Raw genomic sequence first — 17,344 nt, forward strand, 5'->3', positions numbered from 1 at the left:
ATTTTTAAATTTTAATAATAGTATTATAGATTTATCCAAGATTCATCTTTTATGTCTTTTTTCCAAGCTTGTAGTTTTTCAAGATCAGAGTGTTCTATATAATCTATTTTAAGAGCTATATCTAAAAGTTCATCATAGTTTGTAAGTGAATAAAACTTTAGATTATTTTCTTCAAAATTCTTTACACATTCATCTAAATTATATGAAAATATACCACAAACCCCTAACACTTCAAAGCCTGCTTCCATAAGTGCATTTGCAGCTTTTATAGAAGATCCACCAGTTGAGAATAAATCTTCAATTACTACCACTTTAGCTCCTTCTATAATCTTGCCTTCTATTTTATTTCCTTTACCATGATCCTTATTAGAGCTTCTGACAAAACCCATAGGTAGTTGCATCTTATCGGCAATAATAGCTGCATGAGGAATTCCAGCAGTAGCAGTTCCCATTAAATATTGTGCTTCAGGAAACTTATCTTCTATTAAATTTTTAAGTTCTTCTTCGATTATATTTCTCTCTTTAGGAAATGAAAGAGTGAGTCTATTGTCACAATATATAGGTGATTTTATTCCAGAAGCCCAAGTATATGGTAACTTCGGAGATAAACTTACAGCTTTTAAATCCAATAATATTTTTGCTATTTCTTTCATAGTCCTAAAAACTCCTCTCTTATTTTTCTATAGCTTGAAACAGGATCTTCTGATCTCGTAATAGGTCTTCCACAAACTATATAATCGGAACCTAAATTTCTAGCATCTTCAGGAGTCACAACTCTCTTTTGGTCCCCGGTATCTTCACCTTGAGGTCTAATACCTGGCGTTACTGTTAAAAATTCTGGACCAAGCTCTTCTTTAACTTTTGGAACTTCTTGAGCTGAACATACAATTCCATCAAGTCCAGATTCTTTTCCGAATCTTGCGTAACTTAGTACTACTTGCTCAACTGAAAGTCTTGAATTTATAAGAATTTCATCATGCATAGTTTTTTCATCTATTGAAGTAAGCATAGTTACACCTAATAGAGTCGAATTTGGTAGTTCTTCTTTAGCTCTTTTTATCATTTCAGATCCACCGGCAATGTGAAGATTGAGCATTTCCACATTTAAAGAGCTAAGAGACCTAAATGCGCCACCTACTGTATTTGGGATATCATGAAGTTTTAAGTCTAAGAAAATTTTATGTCCTCTCTCTTTTATAAGTTTTATAATTTCTGGACCTTCTTTATAGAAAAGTTCCATACCAACTTTTACAAATATACTTTCATCAAACTTATCTAGAAATTCTAAACACGTTTCTTTATCCTTAAAATCTAGAGCTACTATAACGTCTTTCATTGTTCCTCCTAAATTTTTTAATATAAAAGTCTTTACTCTAAAAAAGTTTGAGCTTTACTCAAACTTTTAATACTAAAATTTAAATTCTTTATTGCCATAGATAAGATATGTTAAAGCAATAGTAATTATAAATATTACTCCATTTATTGCTATTCCAATAATATCAAAACTATGACTTACTAATTTATAAGGGTTGAATACTTCAAAAGGTAATTTGCTTGCAACCATTTCATAAGTTCCGCCTAGAACCTTTCCGGTTGTTGCAAATAAAACAATTATAATTATAAATAGTACTGCAACAGTCTCTGAGTAACTAGCAGATCTAGTAAATGAAGAAATAAAGTATCCTATTCCCATAAATACTAATGATGATGCTAGCATTCCCAAATGAATTATTACTAAGTTAACTAAATAGTCGTTACTTTCAATGTCTGGATATTTAAGACCTATTACTTTAATAAATCCTAAACTAAGTGCGCATAGTAGAATTAAGAATAAAAATAAAGTAACTAATCCTGAAAGTAATTTTGAACTTACTATTTCAGATCTGCTGATTGGATTAGAGTATAAATATTGGATTGATCCGTTTTCTTCTTCTTTTGCTAGACTTTTCGCGCCTAATTGAAATGCAAATATTCCAATAAGTACTGCTATATATTGAAATACGAATGCTAAGTATGAAGAAATATTTGAGTAATCTAGTTCTTTATCAAACCCAAGACCAGCAGCTAAATTGTCACTTAACCCGTTAATAAATGTGTCGAATATAGATTTCATTCTGTCTTCAAGCATTAGTGGATAGAAAGCCATAAGAAGTCCAGTTAAGACTCCAATAACTAGTAACCAAGCTATCATCTTGCCAAATGTTGATTTAAATTCTTTTGAAAAAATCATTATTTATCCTCCTTGGTTTCCACGATTACTGTATCATCATTTTCTAATTGATTTTCAACTAAATGACTTACATTTACAAATGTATTTTCATCGAAGTTATTATTTTCTTTAATTAGAGCGTTGTCTTCTGAGTTTTCTAAATCCGTAGTTTCAGTTTCTTTATTTTCTTCAGATGCAACTTCACTTGCATTAAATAAAATGGTGTCATCTGAATTATCTACTACTTCTGTATTTTCATTAGAAATAACTATTGTTTCGTCATTTTTAGGTTCAACTACAATTTGATCTACTTCATCATATTCTCTATTGGAAATATAATCTGTTTTATAATTATTATCTACAAACTTTGGAAGTGGTCCACCTTGAAGTGCTTTTACCTTGTCGTCTAGAGTTGAATCAAATATTGAGTAATTTTTGAGCTGTTTGTCGTTTATTATCTTAGTAAGCTCAATCATGGATCCATTGTAGTATAGTTCGTGTAGCTCTAATTCATCTCTTATAACTCTAGCACCTATCTTTTCAAATTCTTTAATAGAATCTATCGGTCCTTTAATTACAAGTACCTTATCATTTGATATTCTGTCTTTAACAAACTCAATATCTTTTACTTCTCCATCTTTTAAAATAGCTACTCTATCAAAATAACTTTGTGCCATTGGAAGATTATCAGAAAGCATAAATACTGTTAAACCATATTCTTCTTTTAAATTTCTAAGATATGAGAATAATTTTATATTATCATCATTAGTTAAATCTTTAGTTGTATCATCTAAAACTATCAAACGTGGTTTAAAAAGCAAAGCATTGATTATAGAAAATAGTTTTTTTTCACGTTCAGTCATATTTGAGAACTTTTGTCTTTGATCAAAATCAAAATAATCTAATAGATTGTTTAGCTCATCCTTATTGCTTAAATTATGTTGACTCAATGTTTTATTGAAGATGGATGATGCCTTTGTATTTTCTTCAAACATTACTTCAGAAGGTACATATGCTACACCCTCCTTTATAGTTTTAGAATCTTTGGTCACATCCATATCATATACAAGCACTTTGCCTTGACTAGGTTTTAAGAAATTAAAAATAATTCTTGCAAGTGTAGTCTTTCCCTTTTTTTCAGGAGCAAGTAGTGCGAAAAATTCTCCATCTAGGACTTCTAAATTCAATGAAGAAAAGATTACTTCTTTTCCAATTTTTTTAGATAAGTCTTTTATTAAAATTGCACTCAAAATATTACCTCCCATACAATATTACTTTCATTATACAATATTTTTCACTTAAAACCAATACTTAGGCGGTTATAATAGATAACTTAGTAATAAATAAATAATAATTTTTAAAAATTTTTTCTATATAATTTATTTTAAAATTATTTGTAAAAAAATAACCAGAGATTATCCCTGGTTAAATTAAAATATAAAATTTTTATTCTGTTAAAAGTTTCTTTGCGAAGTTCAATGCTTCGTCTACTTTAGTTAGATCGCTAGCACCTGCGGTTGCCATAGTTGGTCTTCCACCACCAGATCCACCACATATCTTTGCAACTTCTCTTACGATACTACCCGCGTTATATTTCTTTGAAATTTCATTTGATGCTGCAGCTACAAAGTTTAATTTACCTTCGTTTACAGTTGAGAATACTACTACAGCAGATCCAAGTTTATCCTTTACAGTGTCAGCTAAATCTCTAAGTGTTGAAACATCCATATTTTCAAACTTATAAACTAAACCAAATCCACCATCAATTTCAAACTTAGTATCAAGAACATTATCAACTTCTGATTTTGCCTTGTCCTTCTTAATAATTTCTATTTCTTTTTGAGCTTCTTTAAGTTCGTTTTGAGTAGTTTCTATTTTGTGTTCAATTTCACTCTTGTTTGCTTTTACAAGTTTTGAAATTCTATCTATTTGTTCTATATTTTCATTTAAATACTTATAAACTGCAGGTCCTGTGATACATTCAACACGTCTAACCCCAGAACTAATTCCACCTTCTTGTAAAATTTTGAACATTCCTATTTCAGAAGTATTCTTTACGTGAGTTCCTCCACATAGCTCTATTGAGAAGTCACCCATCTTAACTACCCTAACAATATCTCCATATTTTTCTTCAAAAAGACCAACAGCTCCAAGTTCTGCAGCTTCTTTTGGATTTGTAATTATTGTTTCAACAGGTAGCGCTCTAAATATTTCTTTATTTACAATTTCTTCAATCTTTTTTAAATCTTCTTGTGATATTGCTTCAAAATGAGTGAAGTCAAATCTCATATAGTCATCTCTAACAAGAGAACCTGCTTGATTTACATGATTTCCTAAAACTTCTTTTAGAGCCTTGTGAAGTAAATGTGTTACAGAGTGATTTCTTCTAATATTGTTTCTTCTTTCTACATCTATTTCAGTGTGAACATCTGAACCAACTTTTGCTATTCCAGCTGTAACATCACCAATCATTAGAACTATTCCCTTAGAAGTTTTCTTAGTATCTATAATATCTATTTCAAAATTATCTGAAGTTACAGTTCCAATATCTCCTACTTGTCCTCCGCCTTCTCCATAGAAAGGTGTCTTATCAAGTACAAATATTGCTCTTTGCCCTTCACAGGCACTATCAACTACTTCTCCATTAAGAACAATTCTAACTATTTTAGAGTCACTTTCATCATCACTATAACCAGTGAATTCAGTATTTAAGTCTTCATAGTAATGTTCAGATTCCTTTGAAGTCCAGCCAATTTGGTCATGATCACGAGATTCTCTAGCACGTCTTCTTTGTTCTTCCATATTTTCATCGAAGCCTTTTCTATCTACTTCGTATCCAGAATCTTCAAGTATTTCTATAGTTAAGTCTATAGGGAATCCGTATGTGTCATAGAGTTTAAAAGCTTTATCTCCTGGAAGAACTTTTGTATTCTCTTTATCAAGTTCTTCTAGATAAGAATTCAATATATTCATTCCTTGATCAATAGTTTCTAGGAATTTTTCTTCTTCAATTCTTATAACTTCTTTTATCTTTTCTCTATTTTCTTTTAGATCATCATATTCAACTGACCATGAGTCTATGATTAAATCAGCAATTTCTGATAGGAATGCTCTCTTTATACCAAGAAGTCTACCATGTCTTGCAGCACGTCTTATAAGTCTTCTAAGAACATATCCCCTTCCTTCGTTAGAAGGTCTAACTGTATCAGAAATCATGAAAGTCATTGCTCTTGCATGGTCTGTAATAACTCTTACAGATATGTCTTTCTTATTATCTGTTTTGTACTTATAGTTAGAAAGTTCTTCTATCTTTTCTATAATATTTTTAATTGCATCTATTTCGAAAATATTATTTGTATTTTGAAGTACTGTTGCAATTCTTTCAAGACCCATACCAGTATCTATGTTTGGATGTGCAAGTGGATGATAAACTCCAGCTTCATCTTTATCAAATTGTGTAAATACAAGATTCCAAACTTCGATAAACCTATCGCATTCACATCCTGGTTTACAATCTGGATCTCCGCATCCATATTCTTCGCCTCTATCTACATAGATTTCAGAACAAGGACCAGATGGACCAACCTCAAGTTCCCAGAAATTGTCTTCTTTGCCCATCTTTACAATTCTCTCTTCTGGAATATGGATTTCATCTCTCCAAATTTTATAAGCTTCTTCATCTTCATAAAATACAGTAACCCATAATTTATCTTTAGGAAGTTCTAAATGTTCAGTTAAAAATTCCCAAGCCCAAGAGATAGCTTCATGCTTAAAGTAATCGCCGAATGAGAAGTTACCAAGCATTTCAAAAAAAGTTGCATGCCTGTCAGTAAGTCCGACATTTTCGATATCTCCAGTTCTAATGCATTTTTGGCATGTTGATACTCTCTTGCTAGGCGGAGTAAGTTCGCCTGTAAAATATTTTTTCATTGGGGCCATACCAGCGCCAATTAACAATAAAGATTTGTCTTGTTTTGGAATAAGTGGAAAACTTTTTAAAATTAAATGATCTTTTGATTTAAAAAATTCTAAAAATTCTTTTCTTATTTCGTGAAGTCCTAAATTTTTCATATACACCTCTTACTTATTAAAACCTCCCATTAGGGAGGCTATTATATATTAATTTGAGCTTTCTTTTCGTTATATTTCAACTTAAAGAACTCTATTAAAATCATCATTATAGAAACGACTGGAACACCTAAAATCATTCCAAGTACTCCAAACATTCCACCACCTATAATTATCGATAATAAAATTACAAGTGGGTTTAGTCCAACTCTATCGCCTAAAAGCTTAGGAGCTAGAATATTATTTTCTGCCCACTGAATAGCTAAGAATATAATTCCTGCCCATACTGCTTTCATAGGAGATTCTATAAGTGCAAAAAGTATTGCAGGTACGAACCCTAAGAATGGACCTATATATGGAATGATATCAGCTACACATGTGATAAGACCAATTATAACGGCGAAATCTACACCTATTATAAGTAATGCTATCATAGTAAGTATACCAACGAATACCGCCATTAAAAGTCTACCCTTAACAAACCCAAGTAGAGCTTCATTTACTCTAACAGATACGAAAAGTACATCCCTTTTATATTTTTCTGGAATCAATTCAACTACTTTTGATTTGATCTTATCTTTATCAACCACGAAGTAGTATGAAAAAACCAAAACTATAAAAAGTTTTACAAATGAATATAGTACTGTTGATATACCCGTAGCAATATTTTTTAAATTTGAAATCATAAGATCTTGAGATTTCTTAAGTATTTCTAAAAATTTATCTCCAAATGTTTCTACCAAATTCATATCACTAGGATTAAATCCTGTGAACATCTTGCCTTCAAATATTTTCGCAAGTGATTTTGAAATCTCTTCTGCCTTTATAGAAAGTATATCAAGAGTGGCAGGAGCTTGTGCTACAAGTTTTGTAAGTTCCTGTACCGTCTTTGGTATTACTGTAGCTATAAGTACTGTAAGAATTAATAAAAATGCGAAGTATACAATAATTACTCCATATCCTCTTTTGATTCCTTTTCCTTCTAACTTTGTCACCAATGGATTTATTATAAATGCAAGAATCATTGCGATAAAAATGGAGAAAAATGTATCTTTTAAGATTTTATATTTATTAAAAATCATAAGTACTATAAATAAACAAATAAACCCAACCAATGTTTTGATAAGTAAAAGTATGTCTATGTTTATTCTTTTGTTTCTCTCAATATATTTATTTCCTATATTTATTAGATAATAGATAAGTAAAAATATTAAAGTAGCTAAAAGAACGAGTACAGTATTTGATAAGAATTTAGGTGTTATTAAAGATTTTGCTATTTCGATTTTATTCATAGCTCACCTCAGTGCTCGAATTAATGTATCTATTTCTTCCTTTGTATTTTCTATGTCTAGACTAATTCTTATTGAAGAGTTTGCTTCTTCTTCACTAAGCCCAATAGCTGTCAAAACATGGGAAGGGCTCATTGCTCCAGCGGTACAAGCAGAACCTGCACTTGCCATTATTCCTTCCATATCTAATCTTAGAAGTGTAATCTCCGAGCTATTTTTTGAAATGAAATTTACATTACAATCCAGTCTATTTTTAAGCGAGCCATTAATTTTTAGACCCATTTCATTCAAATTTTTTATTAAGTAATCCCTTAGTTCTTTGACATAATTATTATGTTCTCTATTATAGTGAATTTTCATGGCTTTTTCAAGACCAACTATTAGAGCAACACTTTCGGTACCAGGGCGTTTACCCCTTTCTTGTGCTCCACCAAATAGAATATTATTTATTTTTGTTCCTTCTTTTACATAAAGTATGCCTATACCCTTTGGCCCATTGAATTTATGTGCAGTTATTGATGCTAAATCACAGTCTTTAAAATCTATTGGAGTTTTAAACATTGCAGCAACAGCATCAGTATGAAATAATATCCCGTTATCTCTTGCTAGCTTACCAATTGACTTTATATCGTTTATAATACCGATTTCATTGTTTGCAGTCATAAGAGATATTAGTTTTGTATTTTCTTTTATGGCTGATTTGATACTATCTAGCTTTATGCTTCCATCTCTTTCTGGTTTTAAATATGTTACCTCGACTCCTATACCTTCTAGATAGTTTGCGGTGTGTAAAATCGCATGATGCTCTATCATAGAGGTTATAAGATGATCGCCTTTTTTAAGTGTTCCAATTAAAGCCCAGTTATCTGATTCTGTTCCTCCAGAAGTAAAAAATATTTCCTTAGGGTTTACATTTATCATATTAGCAATGCTAAGTCTCTTCTCTTCTATTATCCCTTTTGATTTTTGTCCTAGGGAATAAATGGATGATGGATTCCCATAATATTTATACGAATCCATCATTGCATCTAGTACCTCTTTATTCATTTTTGTTGTCGCTTGATGATCAAAATATATCATTTTCTCATATCCTCAAGGGTCATTGAATCAAGCACATTTTCAATTTTAAATTGAACTACATCTAATATGTCTCTAGTAGGACATTCTTCTGATTTTGGACAAACCACATCTTTTTGGCAACAGGAAAGTTCCATATTCCCCTCCAAAGCTTCTATAATCTCACCAATTTTTATTTCTTTAGGATCTTTTGCTAAACTGTATCCACCATTTACACCTCTAGTAGATTTAATAAGTTTTGCATTTCTTAAAAGTGAGAAAAGTTGTTCCAAGTATGATTCAGATAAGTTTTCTTTCATAGCAATATTACTTATGGATTGAGGTCCATCTCCATAGCTTTCCATAAGTCTATACATTGCCATAAGTCCATATCTTCCCTTTGTTGATAGTTTCATATCTACACCTAGTGAACTGTAAAAGAGCCTTGTGATTTGCCTTCTTCTAAAATATTTTTAATTGTATACCATGGAAGGACAGCACATTTTACTCTTGCTGGTAAGTTTTTGATACTTTCAAATGCTATTGCATCTCCAAGTTCATCTTTTTCATCTTCCGTAAGCTCTTTTCCTTTTATCATTTCTATAAAATCATTAGCAAGTTTTATAGTTTCTTCTTTTTCTAAACCTTTAATAGTATCTACCATTATTGAAGTTGAGGCTTGTGAAATTGCACATCCCGCCCCTGTATAAGATACATCCTTTATCTTGTCACCTTCCATTAGTACATAGAGAGTGATTTCATCTCCACAACTTGGATTGTGTCCTAATTCTTTGTAAGTAGGATTTTCTATTTCTCTTCTATTCTTTTTATTTCTAGATTGTTCTAGAATTAATTCTGTATATATATCATTAAGATTCAATTCCCATCACCTCTTTTACATATTCCAAAGATTCTACAAACTTGTCAACTTCTTCAAAAGTATTATAAAAAGCAAAGGATGCCCTACAAGAAAAGTTACATCCTAGCTTTCTGTGAAGAGGTTGGGCGCAGTGGTGTCCAGATCTTATTGCAACTCCCTTAGTATCAACTATTGATGCGACATCATGAGGATGAGCATCTTTAAAATTAAATGAAATTACAGGACTTCTATGTTCATTTGAAGTTGTATAAACGTCTATATAGTTTAATTTTTTAAGTTTTTCATAGCAGTAGTTGGTTAGATTTTTTTCGTGTTCAAAGATTTTGTCAAAACCAATATTTTCTAAATATTCTATTGCGTACCTAAGAGATACTGCACCACCTACATTTTGAGTTCCTGCTTCAAATCTTTGAGGACTCATTAAGTAGGTACTCTTATCTTCATACACATATTCGATCATATCTCCACCGTACATAAAAGGTTTAAGAGAATTTAAAAAATCTCTCTTGCCATATAAAACTCCAATGCCCATCGGGCTTACCATTTTATGTCCTGAAAATACTAGAGCATCACAGTCAAGATCTTTTACATTTATCTTTTGATGTGGTAGGTATTGAGCTGCATCTACGAATATCTTGACATCTTTATAGTTTTCTCTAATATATGAAATCATTCGTGGAAGATCTGGCATAGTTCCTACAACATTTGATGCTGCTGTTATAGAAAATATCTTAGTATTTTCATTAATCTTGCTAGTAAATTCTTCCCAAGGTATTTGCATATCCTCATCTAAATAGAGATGATTAAGTTTTGCATTCTTTCTCTTAGCTACTTCTTGCCAAGTTACATGGTTTGAATGGTGTTCCATTATTGAGATTAGAATTTCGTCTCCTTCTTTTATCTCTTCCATTCCATAACTATAAGCTAGCAGATTAAGTCCTTCTGTAGCATTCCTAACGAATACTACTTCATCACTTTCAGCTCCTAAGAATTTAGCAATATATTCTCTTGCCCCTTCATACGCTTCTGTTGATACCATCGCCAAGTAATGGGCGCCTCTATGTGGATTTCCATTTTCAAATTTATAATAATTTTCTAATGCTTCTATAACTTGAATAGGTTTCTGAGTTGTAGCTCCATTGTCTAAATATATGATGTTTTTATCCATGGTTAGATAAGGGAAATCTTCCCTTATTTTTAAAACTTCTTCTCTATTCATGTAAATCCTTTCCTGAATACACAAGTACTCTATTCCATATTTCTTCTTTTAGTTTTTCATCTTCAAGTTCATCTATTGCACTTGCAAACTTGGATTCTATTATTAACTTTTCTGCTTCTGCCATAGAAAATCCACGGCTCATTATATAAAATAGAATATTTTCATCTATTCTACCTGCTGAAGCTGCGTGGTTTCCAAGAACATCGTCTTCATGGCATAGAAGAAGTGGAACAGATATACTTTTTACAGTACTATCTAATAGCATGCAGAATTCTTCTTCATTACCGACGCTTCCTGTACTTCCTTCTAAGAAGTCTAGATTTGATTTAAACACTTTTCTAGCGTTATCTTTTAAAGCTCCATTAATAATGATATTTGAAGTGCTTTGTTTTCCCTTATGAATAATATTGTAAATTAAATCAATTTCATGGTCATTATATCCAAAATAAATTGAATTTACTTCTGCGTGGGAAGCTTCTCCAATTAAATTTGCCTTATAATTTGATATAAGTTTGGAAGAACCTACCTCGTATTGATTTACAAATATATTTGCGCCTTCTTCTGCATGAACAAGGATAGATTCCAAAACCGTTGATTCTTCACCTTCTCTTTGGATTATAAATACATTTGTCTTTGAATTTTCATGACCTAATATTCTTATTATTGAATTTCTAAATTTATCTTTATGACCTTTGGATGCATAGTCTATAATTATTGATTGACTTTCACCTTTTTCTGTAACAATATCAATTGTATCGAAAAGTTCTGTGTGTAGGTCATCTGTTTCTAGTCTTATTATTTCTTTATTATTATCTTTTGAATTTAAATATCTATAGTAATTTTCAAACTCTTCATTCATTTCAAGAGCTTCTTTGGATACTCCATATTCATCATCTTTAAATTCATTTATTTCTACGAATTTATCTGATGGTAAGCTGAAGTCTTGGGTGAATATAGCCGGAATTTTTACTGTAGTCTCATTTACTTTTAAATAATCAAAAGTCTTAAATTTTAATTCATTTGCTTGTATAGTTGACATATTTCCCCCTTAACCTATAGCGCCTTCAAGTTCGAGATTTATAAGATTGTTCATTTCAACCGCATATTCCATAGGTAATTCCTTTGCGACTGGATCGGCAAAACCACGAACAACCATTGCTCTTGCCTCTCCTTCAGGAATACCTCTACTCATCAAGTAGAAGATTACTTCATCAGAAATTCTGCCTATTTTAGCTTCGTGACCGAAGTCTACATCTTTATTTCTGATGTCTATTACCGGAATTGTGTCTGATCTACTTTCAGGATCTAGCATTAAGGATTCACAACTTACTGAAGATTTTGAATGGTGTGCATTTTCTGTAATCTTTACAAGACCTCTGTATACCCCGATTCCTCCACTCTTAGAAATTGATTTTGAATCAACTGTACTAGTTGTATATGGAGCCGCATGAATTACTTGTGCTCCGGTATCTATATTTTGATCAGTACCTGCAAATGAGATACCAGTATATTCAGATGATGCATGTTCTCCTAGTAGAACTGAGCATGGGTATAGCATAGAAACTTTTGAACCGAAAGATCCACTTATCCATTGAATAAGTCCATTCTTTTCAACATGCGCTCTCTTAGTATTTAAGTTGTACATATTTCTAGACCAGTTTTCAATAGTTGAATATCTAAGAGTTGAGTTTTCTCCAACGAATAGTTCAACCGCACCTGCGTGTATATTTAGCACATTGTACTTAGGCGCAGAACATCCTTCAATGAAGTGGCAATAAGCATCGTCTTCAATGATTATTAAAGTGTGTTCAAATTGTCCTGCTCCAGGAGCATTGAGTCTGAAATATGATTGTAGAGGCACATCAACCTTTACTCCCTTTGGAACGTAAACGAATGATCCACCACTCCATACTGCGTAATGAAGTGCAGCATACTTGTGAAGAGTCGGATTTATACATTTACCAAAATATTTTCTAACAATATTTGGATACTCTTTAACTGCTGAATCAAAATCTGTATATATAACCCCTTGATCAAGTAGGTACTTTTGAATATTGTGGTATACAACCTCTGAGTCATATTGAGCTCCAACACCAGATAGAAGTGCGTCTTTTTCAGCTTCAGGTATACCAAGCTTATCAAAAGTGTCACGAATATCGTCTGGAACATTCTTCCAATCATCAGTCATGTCTGCATTTGGACGAATGTAGGTAGTTACCTTGTCCATATCTACTTCTGAAAGATCTGGACCCCATACAGGATTTTCCTTTTCATAGAAAATTTTAAGAGCTTCTAATCTTATTTCAAGCATCCAGTCAGGTTCATTTTTTTCGTATGAAATTTGTCTTACTATTTCTTCAGATAGCCCAGTTTCAGTTTTGGATCTATATTCGAATTTATTTTTAATATCATAAATTCCCCTATCCATATCATCGATTTGGGTCTTCTTTCTTTCCATTTTATCAGTCATTTTTCACCTTATTTCTAATCCAGCCAAAACCTTCTGATTCTATTCTATCTACGATTTCTTCTCCACCTTCAAGAGCCATCTCTCCATCTACAATTACATGCACTTTGTCAGGAGCAATTGATCTTATCAGTTCTCTATGGTGAGTAATTATAATAACCGCATTGTCTTTGTTTCTATATCTGTTTATTCCTTCTGCCACTATTCTTGTTGCGTCTACGTCAAGTCCTGAATCTGTTTCATCTAGTATTGCAAGCTTAGGATTTAACATTAGAAGTTGAAGGATTTCATTCTTCTTCTTTTCTCCACCAGAAAATCCAACATTTAGATATCTATCTCCATATGATTTATCCATGCTAAGTTTATCCATTTCTTCATGAAGTTTCTTTCTAAATTTTATGAATGAAATATTTTCATCTGTCTTTTGTTGAAGAGCTGTTCTTATGAAATTTTCAGTTGAAATTCCATTTACTTCCATAGGTATTTGGAAACTCATAAAGATTCCAGCCCTCGCTCTTTTATCTGTTGAAAGTTCAGTTATATCTTCTCCTTCAAAGAAGATTTTTCCGTTTTCTATAATATATCTTGGATTTCCCATAATAGTATTTGAAAGAGTAGTCTTTCCAGAACCGTTAGGTCCCATTAATACATGGACTTCTCCAGGATTAATTGAAATGTTAATGTTTTTTAATATTTGTTTATCTTCAGTTCCTGCTGAAAGATTTTCAACTTTTAATAATTCTTTATTCATAGTTCCTCCTTAATTCCCACAATTTTACTATGATTTCTTTATAATTATACCATTAAAATTTAATAAATAAACAAAAATCAAGAAATTTACACAAAAAAAACGCAGGAAAATTTATTTCCCGCGTGTTAAAACTAAATTTATTAATCTATAAACCAAATAAACTAGAGCCATTACAACCGCCGTTATTAACATAAGAGTCATAATATAGTTAGGCGCATATTTGTAAATTATTTCCAAAGGACTTCCGTGACTTGGTTCATTTATATAGAAAAAGTTAGCGTCAAATCTTAAATTTAAATATTTGATTACCGGTAATATTGCAATTATAAATATTAAAGGGTACTTAATATCTAAAAATTTAGGTTTATATTCGCCGTTCAAAATCATATATATAGGTATAAATACGAGTATTGCATGAATTATCCAAGAAATCATCGATACATAGGAATATTTATTTAATAGTCCCCAATCTGGGAATATCAATGCAAGTATCGCTCCTGTCATAAATAGATAGAATAAGCAGCTTTTTATAAACTTATTATCTACAAATACTAAATCCAACACTAAAAAGTATGTTCCCCATATACAAAGATGAAAAGGAAGATAGGAAACCATGTAATACTCAGTATTATAAACCAAGGCTAACCTAATAAGTTCTAGCGTTATAGGGACCACATGTAAAATTACCTTAAACTTTTTATTCCTTAAATAAGGTTTATAAAAAAGTACTCCTGCTAATATAATTACAAATAGCATTACAAAGTGAAATGTCGTATAAAATTTAAATCCATAAGGTTTATAACTTAAATCATAGAAGTTTCTTAAAATCGATTTCAATAGTAAATATTTTCTCCTGTACATATATTTTTGAGCTAATATTCATGCTGTCAAGCCTTGTCTTTACTATATAAAGTCCAAGTCCTGTTGAATTTTGCCTAGAAGGATCCAAAACATATGATTTTTCAAAAAGTCTATCATAGTTTCCATCTTCTAAATCTGTAAGATTTTTAAAATAGAGTTTTCCATCACTATATAAAATCTTATTTTGACCTAATGAATATTTTAACATATTAGAAAGTATATTTGATACTACTTGTCTAAAAATATTTTCATCTATCTCTAATTCCAACTTATTATTTAAATCAACTTCTGTAGAATCGAATTTTTTTGTAAAATCGTCATAATATTCTAGTACACATTCGTTTGTAATGGATATAACATCATTTATTTCAATATTTAAATGGCTTCCCATCTCTGCGAGGGAAGCTTCATAGAACATATCTATCATATTTTTTAGATAAAGTGATTTATTCTTTATTATATCCAAATATGATCTTTCTTTTTCATTTAAATTTTCTTTTTCAAGAAGTTTTATATATCCAAGTATAGATGTGAGTGGAGTTCTAAGATCATGACTCATATCCGCTAAATTTTCTTTATGAAAATCATCTAAATTTCTTAACTGAACCCTTTGATCTTTATTTTTCAAAAGAAGTTCTTCAAGTTTACTTGCCACTTCATTTAGTTCTACTCCGTAATCACTCTTCATCTTACTTGTGGAGTTGATCATAGTCCTTATGTTAAAATCTTTTTTAAATCTTTTTCTTTCTCCTATTAATTTATAATTTAAATAGATAGAAATCAAAAGTAAGACTGCGATTAAATAGATCATATTCCCTCAACTTTTCTCTTAGAAAATAATGTAATTCCGATTCCTAATAACACTATAGTATAAACTGTACAGATAATATATACTGATGGTATTGCAGCCATTTCTCTACCGAAAAGACTCGTAGTTTCTTTAAAATCAAATACTAGTGGAAGTTTATCCATAAATCTATTTGGAATGTAGTTTGAAATCAAATGTAAATTTTTGATTCTAGTTATTTTTTCCATAAATAGTAATATCTCATCTATAGGTCCAAGTAAAATAATGTAGGTAATAAGAGATATTACTTCATTTTTAAATACAAATATTAGTAATAAATATAGCGATATCAATGAAAGTATAGGAATAAATTCTATAGAAATTACTTTAAAAATATTTTCTAAAATATTTAAACAATCATTAAAACTATATCCCATGGTCATTGGAATAATTGATATAACTATCGCCATCGCAATTGAATAAATAATTCCTATTATTACTATACTTATGAATTTAGATAAATATATACTTACAGGTCTTATTCCTGATTCCAATGCCTTCTCCATACCATGCTCATTTATCTCTTTGTTTATGCTAGCATATATAGGAATTATTAGTATGAATGGAATCAATGCTTGAAGTGCCTCACCAATTATCATTATAAAATCACTATTTATGGGTTTAGTGGTTGTCCATTCTACATTTCCGCCTCTATATCCAATTACAAAGTTTATTAATATAAATGCCGGTATCAAAAATAAACTTATAAGTGCACTTTTTGATTTTCTAATTCTAAAAAATTCAGCTTTTAAATATCTACTCATTTTGTCCTCCCATTAGATCTACATAGTATTCTTCAAGGCTTTCTTCCTTCTTTGTACTACTCTTTAAATATATTTCTTTAGATGATAATATTTTTTGAATTTCTTTTAAATTTACATCTTCATATATATTTACTATGTTATTTTCAAATACTTTGTAATCTTTTAGTACATTATTTTCTTCAAGAGTAGCTATTCCTTCTTCTAAATCTTCTGGATAAAATTCGAGAACAGTATAGTTTTCACCTTTTTGTTTCAAATCTTCAGCAGAAATTTCTTCTAAAATTTCTCCGTTCTTTATAAATCCATACCTGGTTGCAATCATGTCAAGTTCTGATAGGATATGTGAACTTATTAGAATAGCAGCTTCATTTTCTTTTGCATATTTCTTTAGATAGTTTCTAAGTTCTAAGATTCCATCAGGATCAAGTCCATTTACAGGTTCATCGAGCACAAGTATCTTAGGTCTATTTAAAAGTGCAGCCACAAGTTGAACTCTCTGTTTCATCCCTGTAGAATAGGATTTAAATTTTCTCTTCTTAAATTTATCAATTTTGAAGAATTTAAATAGCTCTTCTACATATTTATCCTTTATATTTAGACCTCTTAGTTTAGCAATATAGACTAAATTGTCATATCCACTTAAGTATGAGTACATTGAGTTCATGTCGATCATAAATCCCATTTCATCGAGGCCAATCTTTCTAGACACATCTCCTTCTCTACCAAAGGTTTCAATGTAGCCCGAACTAGGATTTTCATGGTTTGCGATTAATTTTAAAAGCGTGGTTTTACCAGCGCCATTTGGTCCAACTAAACCGTAAATATCACCAGCATTAATAGAGATATTTATATCTTTTAGTTTGAACTTTTTATAATCTTTGGTTAAATTAATGGTTTTTAATAATTCTTTCATTTCTTCCTCCTTGATTATTA

The 17,344-nt window shown here is 30.8% G+C and carries 17 protein-coding genes; all 17 read right to left on the reverse strand.

Translation table 11 applies throughout. The features are described from left to right. Positions 1 to 23: 23 nt before the first annotated feature. The 17 genes from pyrE to HMPREF9225_RS07545 all read right to left on the reverse strand — a co-directional run bounded on the left by pyrE (position 24) and on the right by HMPREF9225_RS07545 (position 17,324). Positions 24 to 653: an orotate phosphoribosyltransferase gene (pyrE, locus tag HMPREF9225_RS07465; protein WP_008902324.1), complete on the reverse strand. Its 630-nt coding sequence runs from the start codon at positions 651 to 653 to the stop codon at positions 24 to 26. Continuing rightward, complete coding sequence (gene pyrF, locus HMPREF9225_RS07470; protein WP_008902325.1) at positions 650 to 1,336, reverse strand: orotidine-5'-phosphate decarboxylase; 687 nt, start codon at positions 1,334 to 1,336, stop codon at positions 650 to 652. The genes pyrE and pyrF overlap by 4 nt, the downstream gene beginning before the upstream one ends. A gap of 72 nt (positions 1,337 to 1,408) precedes the next feature. Next, complete coding sequence (locus tag HMPREF9225_RS07475; RefSeq protein ID WP_008902326.1) at positions 1,409 to 2,230, reverse strand: ABC transporter permease subunit; 822 nt, start codon at positions 2,228 to 2,230, stop codon at positions 1,409 to 1,411. Then, on the reverse strand, positions 2,230 to 3,459 hold the full coding sequence (locus tag HMPREF9225_RS07480; protein ID WP_050748296.1) for an ATP-binding cassette domain-containing protein: 1,230 nt from the start codon (positions 3,457 to 3,459) through the stop codon (positions 2,230 to 2,232). The genes HMPREF9225_RS07475 and HMPREF9225_RS07480 overlap by 1 nt, the downstream gene beginning before the upstream one ends. 196 nt (positions 3,460 to 3,655) lie before the next feature. Next, a complete protein-coding gene (gene alaS, locus HMPREF9225_RS07485; RefSeq protein WP_008902328.1) occupies positions 3,656 to 6,280 on the reverse strand; it encodes an alanine--tRNA ligase in 2,625 nt (874 codons plus the stop codon). Between the two features lie 41 nt (positions 6,281 to 6,321). After that, positions 6,322 to 7,569 (reverse strand): AI-2E family transporter, encoded by a 1,248-nt coding sequence (locus HMPREF9225_RS07490; RefSeq protein ID WP_008902329.1) that lies wholly within the window; start codon positions 7,567 to 7,569, stop codon positions 6,322 to 6,324. Between the two features lie 3 nt (positions 7,570 to 7,572). Next, positions 7,573 to 8,646 carry a cysteine desulfurase family protein gene (locus HMPREF9225_RS07495; RefSeq protein ID WP_008902330.1) on the reverse strand — a complete coding sequence of 358 codons (1,074 nt, stop codon included), beginning with the start codon at positions 8,644 to 8,646 and terminating at the stop codon, positions 7,573 to 7,575. After that, positions 8,643 to 9,038, reverse strand: a complete 396-nt coding sequence (locus HMPREF9225_RS07500) for an RrF2 family transcriptional regulator (protein WP_008902331.1) — start codon at positions 9,036 to 9,038, stop codon at positions 8,643 to 8,645. The genes HMPREF9225_RS07495 and HMPREF9225_RS07500 overlap by 4 nt, the downstream gene beginning before the upstream one ends. 8 nt (positions 9,039 to 9,046) lie before the next feature. Next, complete coding sequence (gene sufU / locus HMPREF9225_RS07505; protein ID WP_008902332.1) at positions 9,047 to 9,502, reverse strand: Fe-S cluster assembly sulfur transfer protein SufU; 456 nt, start codon at positions 9,500 to 9,502, stop codon at positions 9,047 to 9,049. Next, positions 9,492 to 10,721, reverse strand: coding sequence for an aminotransferase class V-fold PLP-dependent enzyme (locus HMPREF9225_RS07510; RefSeq protein WP_008902333.1), 1,230 nt, complete (start codon positions 10,719 to 10,721; stop codon positions 9,492 to 9,494). Before HMPREF9225_RS07510 ends, sufU begins: the two co-directional genes overlap by 11 nt. Then, positions 10,714 to 11,760, reverse strand: coding sequence for a SufB/SufD family protein (locus HMPREF9225_RS07515; protein WP_008902334.1), 1,047 nt, complete (start codon positions 11,758 to 11,760; stop codon positions 10,714 to 10,716). Before HMPREF9225_RS07515 ends, HMPREF9225_RS07510 begins: the two co-directional genes overlap by 8 nt. A 9-nt stretch (positions 11,761 to 11,769) precedes the next feature. Then, positions 11,770 to 13,191 carry a Fe-S cluster assembly protein SufB gene (gene sufB, locus HMPREF9225_RS07520; protein WP_008902335.1) on the reverse strand — a complete coding sequence of 474 codons (1,422 nt, stop codon included), beginning with the start codon at positions 13,189 to 13,191 and terminating at the stop codon, positions 11,770 to 11,772. After that, positions 13,184 to 13,939, reverse strand: a complete 756-nt coding sequence (gene sufC, locus HMPREF9225_RS07525) for a Fe-S cluster assembly ATPase SufC (protein WP_008902336.1) — start codon at positions 13,937 to 13,939, stop codon at positions 13,184 to 13,186. The genes sufB and sufC overlap by 8 nt, the downstream gene beginning before the upstream one ends. 111 nt (positions 13,940 to 14,050) lie before the next feature. Then, the gene (locus HMPREF9225_RS10680) at positions 14,051 to 14,800 is read right to left on the reverse strand and encodes a YwaF family protein (RefSeq protein ID WP_083773005.1); all 750 of its coding nucleotides are present in this window, start codon (positions 14,798 to 14,800) and stop codon (positions 14,051 to 14,053) included. Continuing rightward, on the reverse strand, positions 14,748 to 15,611 hold the full coding sequence (locus tag HMPREF9225_RS07535; RefSeq protein WP_008902338.1) for a sensor histidine kinase: 864 nt from the start codon (positions 15,609 to 15,611) through the stop codon (positions 14,748 to 14,750). The genes HMPREF9225_RS10680 and HMPREF9225_RS07535 overlap by 53 nt, the downstream gene beginning before the upstream one ends. Then, positions 15,608 to 16,411: an ABC transporter permease gene (locus tag HMPREF9225_RS07540; RefSeq protein WP_008902339.1), complete on the reverse strand. Its 804-nt coding sequence runs from the start codon at positions 16,409 to 16,411 to the stop codon at positions 15,608 to 15,610. Before HMPREF9225_RS07540 ends, HMPREF9225_RS07535 begins: the two co-directional genes overlap by 4 nt. Beyond that, on the reverse strand, positions 16,404 to 17,324 hold the full coding sequence (locus tag HMPREF9225_RS07545; protein WP_008902340.1) for an ABC transporter ATP-binding protein: 921 nt from the start codon (positions 17,322 to 17,324) through the stop codon (positions 16,404 to 16,406). The genes HMPREF9225_RS07540 and HMPREF9225_RS07545 overlap by 8 nt, the downstream gene beginning before the upstream one ends. Positions 17,325 to 17,344 lie beyond the last annotated feature (20 nt).

The organism is Peptoniphilus duerdenii ATCC BAA-1640, assembly GCF_000146345.1.
GTDB lineage: Bacteria > Bacillota > Clostridia > Tissierellales > Peptoniphilaceae > Peptoniphilus_B > Peptoniphilus_B duerdenii.

What these genes read in the sequence shown, in the direction of transcription:
- pyrE (WP_008902324.1), bottom strand. Translation starts at nt 653, where the DNA reads ATGAAAGAAATAGCAAAAATATTATTGGATTTAAAAGCTGTAAGTTTA.
- pyrF (WP_008902325.1), bottom strand. Translation starts at nt 1,336, where the DNA reads ATGAAAGACGTTATAGTAGCTCTAGATTTTAAGGATAAAGAAACGTGT.
- HMPREF9225_RS07475 (WP_008902326.1), bottom strand. Translation starts at nt 2,230, where the DNA reads ATGATTTTTTCAAAAGAATTTAAATCAACATTTGGCAAGATGATAGCT.
- alaS (WP_008902328.1), bottom strand. Translation starts at nt 6,280, where the DNA reads ATGAAAAATTTAGGACTTCACGAAATAAGAAAAGAATTTTTAGAATTT.
- HMPREF9225_RS07490 (WP_008902329.1), bottom strand. Translation starts at nt 7,569, where the DNA reads ATGAATAAAATCGAAATAGCAAAATCTTTAATAACACCTAAATTCTTA.
- HMPREF9225_RS07495 (WP_008902330.1), bottom strand. Translation starts at nt 8,646, where the DNA reads ATGATATATTTTGATCATCAAGCGACAACAAAAATGAATAAAGAGGTA.
- HMPREF9225_RS07500 (WP_008902331.1), bottom strand. Translation starts at nt 9,038, where the DNA reads ATGAAACTATCAACAAAGGGAAGATATGGACTTATGGCAATGTATAGA.
- HMPREF9225_RS07510 (WP_008902333.1), bottom strand. Translation starts at nt 10,721, where the DNA reads ATGAATAGAGAAGAAGTTTTAAAAATAAGGGAAGATTTCCCTTATCTA.
- HMPREF9225_RS07515 (WP_008902334.1), bottom strand. Translation starts at nt 11,760, where the DNA reads ATGTCAACTATACAAGCAAATGAATTAAAATTTAAGACTTTTGATTAT.
- sufB (WP_008902335.1), bottom strand. Translation starts at nt 13,191, where the DNA reads ATGACTGATAAAATGGAAAGAAAGAAGACCCAAATCGATGATATGGAT.
- sufC (WP_008902336.1), bottom strand. Translation starts at nt 13,939, where the DNA reads ATGAATAAAGAATTATTAAAAGTTGAAAATCTTTCAGCAGGAACTGAA.
- HMPREF9225_RS10680 (WP_083773005.1), bottom strand. Translation starts at nt 14,800, where the DNA reads ATGTACAGGAGAAAATATTTACTATTGAAATCGATTTTAAGAAACTTC.
- HMPREF9225_RS07535 (WP_008902338.1), bottom strand. Translation starts at nt 15,611, where the DNA reads ATGATCTATTTAATCGCAGTCTTACTTTTGATTTCTATCTATTTAAAT.
- HMPREF9225_RS07540 (WP_008902339.1), bottom strand. Translation starts at nt 16,411, where the DNA reads ATGAGTAGATATTTAAAAGCTGAATTTTTTAGAATTAGAAAATCAAAA.
- HMPREF9225_RS07545 (WP_008902340.1), bottom strand. Translation starts at nt 17,324, where the DNA reads ATGAAAGAATTATTAAAAACCATTAATTTAACCAAAGATTATAAAAAG.